This window comes from Lysobacter antibioticus (assembly GCF_000731095.1).
GTDB classification, from domain to species: domain Bacteria; phylum Pseudomonadota; class Gammaproteobacteria; order Xanthomonadales; family Xanthomonadaceae; genus Lysobacter; species Lysobacter antibioticus_B.
Window position 1 is genome coordinate 1 of sequence record NZ_JMTZ01000134.1, and the last position, 5,139, is coordinate 5,139.

Annotated in this window: 6 protein-coding genes; 3 read left to right on the forward strand and 3 right to left on the reverse strand. The window is 65.8% G+C overall.

The features are described from left to right. Window positions 1-279: 279 nt before the first annotated feature. On the reverse strand, window positions 280-807 hold the full coding sequence (locus tag EX88_RS0122360; RefSeq protein ID WP_031374201.1) for a carboxymuconolactone decarboxylase family protein: 528 nt from the start codon (window positions 805-807) through the stop codon (window positions 280-282). Between the two features lie 345 nt (window positions 808-1,152). Next, window positions 1,153-1,692 (reverse strand): peroxiredoxin, encoded by a 540-nt coding sequence (locus tag EX88_RS0122365; RefSeq protein WP_031374202.1) that lies wholly within the window; start codon window positions 1,690-1,692, stop codon window positions 1,153-1,155. Between the two features lie 148 nt (window positions 1,693-1,840). Here EX88_RS0122365 and EX88_RS0122370 point away from each other — a divergent pair, with 148 nt between their 5' ends. The 3 genes from EX88_RS0122370 (at window position 1,841) to EX88_RS0122380 (ending at window position 4,109) form a co-directional block, all read left to right on the forward strand. After that, a complete protein-coding gene (locus EX88_RS0122370; RefSeq protein WP_051885437.1) occupies window positions 1,841-2,791 on the forward strand; it encodes a LysR substrate-binding domain-containing protein in 951 nt (316 codons plus the stop codon). After that, a complete protein-coding gene (locus EX88_RS0122375) occupies window positions 2,788-3,432 on the forward strand; it encodes a hypothetical protein (protein ID WP_051885438.1) in 645 nt (214 codons plus the stop codon). Before EX88_RS0122370 ends, EX88_RS0122375 begins: the two co-directional genes overlap by 4 nt. A 104-nt stretch (window positions 3,433-3,536) precedes the next feature. Continuing rightward, entirely contained in the window at window positions 3,537-4,109 is a 573-nt protein-coding gene (locus EX88_RS0122380; protein WP_031374205.1) for a DJ-1/PfpI family protein, read from the forward strand. Between the two features lie 146 nt (window positions 4,110-4,255). On the opposite strand, the gene msrA is transcribed toward EX88_RS0122380, so the two are convergent. After that, complete coding sequence (gene msrA / locus EX88_RS0122385; RefSeq protein ID WP_031374206.1) at window positions 4,256-4,903, reverse strand: peptide-methionine (S)-S-oxide reductase MsrA; 648 nt, start codon at window positions 4,901-4,903, stop codon at window positions 4,256-4,258. Window positions 4,904-5,139: the final 236 nt, after the last annotated feature.

The window sequence follows — 5,139 nt, forward strand, 5'->3', positions numbered from 1 at the left end:
GATAAGACGTCCCTGTCTTATCGGAAAACGCCGCACGTCCTGTGCGGCGCCCTCCGAGTCTACGTGTGTTCTCGCTCGTTCGATGCCGCGCCGAGCAACGGCAAAGGCAAGGGCGGAAGGCGGAAGGCGGAAGGTGGAAGGTGGAAGGTGGAAGGTGGAAGGTGGAAGGCAAAGAGTTGCACAAACAGATCGGGATACGCTGCCACGCCCCGAAACAAAAATCGCCGGCTTTCGCCGGCGATTTCGCAAGAACTCTAGCTGCCAGAGCAGATCAACCGATCACATCTGCTCCAACGTTACCGCCACCGCATGCACCACCGCACCGATCTTCAGCGAGCTCTGCACGCCCTGCGCGCTGACTTCGTGCTTGCGCACCACCTTCTCGTGCGAATCCATGCAGGCGCCGCAACCGTTGATCGCCGACACCGCCAGCGACGCCAGTTCGAAGGTCATCTTGTCGATGCCCGGGCTGGCCATGACGTTCATGCGCAGGCCGGCACGCAGCTGGCCGTATTCTTCGTTCTGGATCAGGTGGGTGGCGCGGTAGTAAATGTTGTTCATCGCCATCACCGCCGCGGCGGCCTTGGCGCCGTTGATTTCTTCCGGCGACAGCTTCTCGGCGGCGAAGGCTTCGATCGCGGCGGCCAGCGGCTTGTGGCGCGAGGCGATCGCCGAGGCCAGGGCGATGGCGCGGATCTGCTTGCCGTCCAGACCCGGCGAACCGGCGTCGCTGAGCACGCTGTCGAGGTTGAGCTTGAGGTCCTTGGCGTAATCGGGAAGCGAGTTGCGAAGATCGGAAAGGCTCATCGGAATACTCCTGGAATCGGCGGGGGATCGTCGCGTCGCGGCGGCGCAGGCGCACCGATCGCGAGGACCGGGCACGCGCCATCGCCTGGCGGGCATGCGCATCGCGCACGGCTGGCTGGGAAACGACACGAACGGGACGAAGCGGATAGGAACAGCCGGGGCGAACCCCGACTGTGGGCATCCCGCACGGGAGGGAGGGAGGACCGGCGAGGCCGGCCCGCATGCGGGACTACTTTGAAAACTGCGCTGGCGGCGGGCCGACAGCGCAGGCAGAACCAGAGGGGAGCCGGGTCACGGAATCCGGCTCCGCGGGGAATCACTCCCGGGTCGTGCGATCCGAACGGATCAGGCGACCTTGAGGGTGCTCTCGCCCTGGTTCCAGTTGCACGGGCACAGCTCGTCGGTCTGCAGGGCGTCCAGCACGCGCAGGACTTCCTGCGGGTTGCGGCCGACCGAACCGTCGGTGACGTAGACGAAACGGATGATGCCGTCCGGATCGACCAGGAAGGTGGCGCGCTGAGCGACGCCGTCTTCGGACAGGATGCCGAGCGCCGAGGTCAGGTCCTTCTTGATGTCGGCCAGCATGGGGAACGGCAGGTCGCGCAGGTCCTTGTGGTCCTTGCGCCATGCCAGGTGCACGAACTCGCTGTCGGTCGAGGCGGCCAGGACCTGGCAATCGCGGTCGAGGAACTGCTGGTTCAGGTCGCCGAAGCCCTTGATCTCGGTCGGGCAGACGAAGGTGAAGTCCTTCGGGTAGAAGAACACCAGCAGCCACTTGCCCTTGTAGGTGTCGTTGTCGATGTCGGCGAACGCGCTATCGAGGTTCTCGATACCGACGGTGGCCTTGACCTTGAATTTCGGGAACTTCTCGCCGATCGAAAGCATGCGGATGACTCCTTGAAGGGATGGGAGGGGTAAAGAGGGGTTGTTGCCGAAGGAACAACTTAGGGGTCGTATGTTGCACCCCAGCAATTGATTACTGAAATGAATTGTTCCTATTATGGCGATAGTCTATATCAATTGGCGACCATCGATGAACCTGCGTGATCTCAAATATCTGGTCGCCTTGGCCGATCACAAGCATTTTGGCCGGGCCGCCGCCGCGAGCTTCGTGAGCCAACCCACGCTTTCGACGCAGATCAAGAAGCTCGAAGAAGAACTGGGGGTGTCGCTGGTCGAACGCGCGCCGCGCCGGGTCATGCTGACCCCGGTCGGGCGCGACATCGCCGAACGCGCGCGCAAGGTCATCGCCGACGTCGAGCAGATGAGCGAGATCGCCCGCCGCAGCCAGGACCCGGAAGCCGGCACGGTGCGCCTGGGGCTGTTCCCGACCCTCGGCCCCTACCTACTGCCGCACGTGGTGCCGGGGCTGCGCAAACGCTTTCCGCGTCTTGAATTGCTGTTGGTCGAGGAGAAGACCGACCAGATCCTCGCCCGCCTGCGCGACGGCCGCCTCGACGCCGGCCTGTTGGCGCTGCCGATCCACGACGACCAACTGCATGTCGAACCCCTGTTCGACGAACCCTTCCTGCTGGCGGTGCCGCAGCAGCATCCGATGGCCGGGCGCGACACGCTCGAATTGCACGACCTCGACGATCAGCACTTGCTGCTGCTCGAAGAAGGCCACTGCCTGCGCGACCAGGCGCTCGATGTCTGCCGCCTGTCCGGCGCCGACGAGCGCGACGGCTTCCGCGCCACCAGCCTGGAGACCCTGCGGCAGATGGTCGCCGCAGGGGTAGGCATCACCTTGTTGCCGATGCTCGCAGTGCAGCCGCCGGTGCCGCAGTCGCCCGACATCCATCTGCTGCGTTTCAGCGGCGACCCGCCGCACCGGCAGATCGGCATGCTCTGGCGCCGCAGCTCGGCGATGTCGGATTTCCTGATGCAACTGGCCGAGGAACTGCGCAAGTTGCCGGCCTCGCTGTTGCAGCCGCCGCGCGGTAACGGCCACGGCGCGCGCAAGCCGACCCGGGAAGCACGATGAGCCCACGCGCCTGGGTCGTGTGTTGCCTGATCCTGAGCACGATCGGCTGGTGGTACTCGCCGGTGTCGCCGCGTCCCCTGCACTTCCCGGAACCCGCCAACGGCGCGAGCGTCGATTGCCCGCTGCCGCCGCGCGTGGTCGACGGCGCCGAACCTTTGCAGACCGCGGTGCCGGCCACGCTGCGGCCGTTCCAGCTCGAACCGGGCGCAGTGACGCCGCTGGCCGGCTTCAGCATCGACGGTCGGGTGCTGTCGCGGCGCGACTACCGCATGGGACGCGAGGCCGAGTTCTCGCCGACCGACCTGGCCATCGGCTGGGGCCGCATGCGCGAAGACACGGTTCTCTCGCAACTCGACATCACCCAGGAAGTGCGGTTCCTGACCTATCGCTACTTCGGCAAGCCGCCGATTCCGGTCGACGAGATGCAACGTTCGGTCGGCAATCTGCACATCATTCCTGCCAACGCCGAAGTCGCCCGCGCGCTCAAGCGCGTGCGCAAGGACCAGCGCGTGCGCGTCGATGGCTGGCTGGTACGGGTCGAGACCGACGAAGGCATGCGTTGGGACAGCTCGATGAGCCGCACCGACAGCGGCAAGGGCGCCTGCGAATTGGTCTACGCCTGTTCGATCCAGGCGTACTGAACGCGGTAACGGCGGTCACAGTCGCGAGAACGCAGGCGAACATCGTCGAGCCCACAAGCGACGACTGCGCCATGATGCTCCTCCCACCGCAGCAGGAGCGCGACATGAGCAAGACCATCGTGGCGATGATGATCGACCAACCCGCGGACTGGGAGTACGGCCCCATCCTCGCCGCGGCGCGAGCCTTCTTCGGCCTGCAGACCGCCATCGCCGCCATCGAAGCCACCCCGCTGACCTCGATGGGCGGGGTGACCCTGCAACCGCGCCACCGTTTGTCCGAACTGGATCCGCTCGCCGCCGACCTGTGGGTGTTGCCGGGCAGTCCGCTGTGGGAACAGGCGCCCGCGCCCGCGCCGATCCTGGCCGCGATCAAGGCCCGCGTCGCCGCCGGCCGGCCGGTCGCTGGCATCTGCGGCGCAACCCGCGCATTGGCGCAGGCCGGACTGCTCGACGATCGCGCGCACACCAGCAACGAGCCGGGCTATCTCGACGATGTGCCGGGATACGGCGGCAAGGCGTCGTACCGCGAGGACAGCTGCATCAGCGACGGCCTGGTCGTCAGCGCATCGGGTTCCGCGCCGATCTCTTTCGCGCAGGCCTGCCTGCGGATCCTGGTGCCGGAGCAGGAAGATGCCATCCGCCAATACCGCGCCATGTTCGCGCGCGAGTTCGCTTGAGGCCGGTACGCAGCTCGAACGCCCAACATCGCCGTTGCAGATGATCGTATAACCAGAGCGCTCGTGTTGCTGGCCAGGCACGAACGGATCAACGAAAAACGGCGCACCGATGTGCGCCGTTCCTCGGGTCGGTTGGATTGGCCTGCTCAGACCACGCCGATCGGGCAACTCACCCCGGTGCCGCCGAGACCGCAATAGCCCATCGGGTTCTTCGACAGATACTGCTGGTGCTCGTTCTCGGCGTAATAGAAGGTCGGCGCCGGCTGCACGATCTCGGTAGTGATCTCGCCGAACCCGGCCTCGCGCAACTTCGCCTGGAAGGCATCGCGGCTGGCCAATGCCGCCTGGTACTGGCTGTCGGTCTCGCAATACAACGCCGAGCGGTACTGAGTGCCCTCGTCGTTGCCCTGGCGCATGCCCTGGGTCGGGTCGTGGCTCTCCCAGAACACCTTGAGCAGATCCTCGAACCCGATCAGCTTGGGGTCGTACACCACCAACACCGCCTCGGTATGCCCGGTCTGGCCGCTGCAGACCTCGCGATAACTCGGATTCGGGGTGTAACCGCCCGAGTACCCGACCGCGGTCGTGAACACCCCCGACAGCGACCAGAACTTGCGTTCGGCGCCCCAGAAACAGCCCATGCCGAACTGGACCCGCGCCAGCCCTTCGAAATCGTCTCGCAACGGCCGCCCCAGGACATGATGGACATTGTCCAGCGGCAGCGGCGCACCGCGCCCGGGCAACGCATCTTCACGCTGCGGCATGCGCTGTTTGAACGCGCCCACGCCAGGAATGGAGGAACCGGCCATCGTCTTGTCTCCGTTTGCGTCGAAGGACGCCCTGTCGATGAGATGCGGCACGGTGGGCAGGATTCAAGCGCCCAGCGCATGGCGCAAATCGGCGCCCCTGGCCCTGACGCCTCGGCTCTGGCCAGGTGCCTGCCCTGCCCCTGCCCCTGCCCCTGCCCCTGCCCCTGCCGTTGCCGTTGCCGTTGCCGTTGCCGTTGCCGAGATTTTGATCTGCTTTGCCG

Bases quoted from the DNA above. Each gene is read 5' to 3' on its own strand.
- EX88_RS0122360 (WP_031374201.1), bottom strand. From the start codon at position 807: ATGAGCCTTTCCGATCTTCGCAACTCGCTTCCCGATTACGCCAAGGAC.
- EX88_RS0122365 (WP_031374202.1), bottom strand. From the start codon at position 1,692: ATGCTTTCGATCGGCGAGAAGTTCCCGAAATTCAAGGTCAAGGCCACC.
- EX88_RS0122370 (WP_051885437.1), top strand. From the start codon at position 1,841: ATGAACCTGCGTGATCTCAAATATCTGGTCGCCTTGGCCGATCACAAG.
- EX88_RS0122375 (WP_051885438.1), top strand. From the start codon at position 2,788: ATGAGCCCACGCGCCTGGGTCGTGTGTTGCCTGATCCTGAGCACGATC.
- EX88_RS0122380 (WP_031374205.1), top strand. From the start codon at position 3,537: ATGAGCAAGACCATCGTGGCGATGATGATCGACCAACCCGCGGACTGG.